The sequence below is a fragment of the Peptoniphilus sp. oral taxon 836 str. F0141 genome (assembly GCF_000179335.1).
Lineage (GTDB): Bacteria > Bacillota > Clostridia > Tissierellales > Peptoniphilaceae > Peptoniphilus_A > Peptoniphilus_A lacrimalis.
Window position 1 is genome coordinate 1 of the sequence record NZ_AEAA01000072.1, and the last position, 1,722, is coordinate 1,722.

The following is a 1,722-nucleotide window of genomic DNA, read 5'->3' on the forward strand; positions in this document are numbered from 1 at the left end:
TCTTACAGTTAAATCCATTACAAAATTCATATTTTGTGAAAGTTCAGCGACAATTTTATCCTGAGTTGAAAATCTCATAGTTGAATCTGGTTTTTGACCATTAACTAATATTTTCCTTCCTGTTGGTGTATCTCCCTGAGCAAGCCAATCTATATCAGAAAGAAGTCTTGATTTGCCGGCTCCTGTTGGCCCAACTATTGAAAAAACATCAGATTTTTTTAATATTAATTCTTTAAAATTTTCCTCATTTCCATCCTTATCCCTACCTGGAAGTATAGTTATTGATTGTATTTGATTATCTGACAAAAACTCCATCATAGAATCAATAAAACTTTTTAAGCCATCTTTTAAAGCTTTTCTATCTGTTGCAAGTTCTTCTAATTTTTCATCAGATATGTTTTTAAGAAAATAATCAAAATCCTCAGATTCTTTTCCTTCTATATTTAATTTATTATTTTCAAAATAAGCTTGTGCAAAAGGATATTTTTCTAAAATTTCACTTATCTTCATATTTTCACCTGATTTTCTTAACATTTCCCAATTGATATTTTTCACCAACTCTAGTTTCTCCCAAACAATATGAGCATAGAGCAGTTGGCATGGGATATCTCAAAATTAAATTTTCTTGTTCTTTAAGGTCTTTTGATTTTTCTTTTAAAATCATAGATAATTCAAGGCTTCCTTGCCCAGAAAGACCATTTATATTCATAACTATTGCCCTTGGATTAACAGCTAAAACTCTTGATGAAAAAACCTCTCTTTCCCCTTGAGAAACTATATCTCCCTTTGTGATAACAACAATGTCAGCATTTCTAAGCATAGGACCAATTTTCATAGGTGTATTTACTCCAGACAAATTATCAATCACACATATTCCCAAAATATCTTTTAAATATGGTGAACATCTATTGCACAAACCTGCAGACTCAGTTATTAAAATATCAAGAGAATTTTCTTTAGCCCAATTTAAAATTTCTTCAATATTAGAAACAAAAAAATGATCAGGGCACAAGGCTCCAGATAAGCCTTTTTTTACCAATATTCCTGCGTTTTTGTATAGTATGTCATCATCAGTATATAAGCAATCAAACTTTACTACTCCAACTTTTATACCGTCTTTTTTTAAATTTTTAATTGTATTAATTATTACAGAACTTTTACCAGAAGATGGAGGTCCTGAAAAAGTAATAAATCTCATTATTTCTCCTTTACTTATAAATCAAAATATTGTGAAATTTGACTTTTTAATTTTTCTCTTTTATTATTTAACATTTCCCATCCTGCCCATAAAAACTTTTGGTCTTCAGATAAATTGTTGTCAATTCCTACTACTGTAGATGGGAATTTTCCGTTGAAAGAAAATATTTGTCCAACTTTTTTAGACGTAAAATAATCAATTGCATCCTTTACATTTTTTAGGCTTTCTTTTTTTGCAGTCATAAATATTGGTGAAATTACTGCCCCTTCTTTTGGCCATACAAGTTTAAGAGAATCTGATGAAATCATTGTTGCAAAAAAGTATGGACAAATACTTATACAAGCAGCATTGTTCCTATCTGCCTTTACCATTTGGGCTGGGTGAAGCTTTGAAAAAAATCCGTCCTTTAATTTTTTTACACCGTCAAGACCAAATTTAGCATATATTGTAATTAAAATTGCATTATACATATCAAGGTCTGCTACAGGAATAGTTATAGAATTTTCAGATTCTCCACTCAACAA

2 protein-coding genes and 1 pseudogene are annotated in these 1,722 nt (G+C 29.9%); all 3 read right to left on the reverse strand.

Annotated elements, in window-relative coordinates; genetic code table 11:
- Positions 1–510: pseudogene (locus HMPREF9131_RS03355) on the reverse strand (ATP-binding cassette domain-containing protein); the annotation flags it as partial.
- Positions 511–514: 4 nt separating this feature from the next.
- Complete coding sequence (locus tag HMPREF9131_RS03360; protein ID WP_009345348.1) at positions 515–1,198, reverse strand: GTP-binding protein; 684 nt, start codon at positions 1,196–1,198, stop codon at positions 515–517.
- A 14-nt stretch (positions 1,199–1,212) separates the two neighbouring features.
- On the reverse strand, positions 1,213–1,722 hold a 510-nt coding region (locus HMPREF9131_RS03365), incomplete at its 5' end, for an ABC transporter substrate-binding protein (RefSeq protein WP_036744284.1).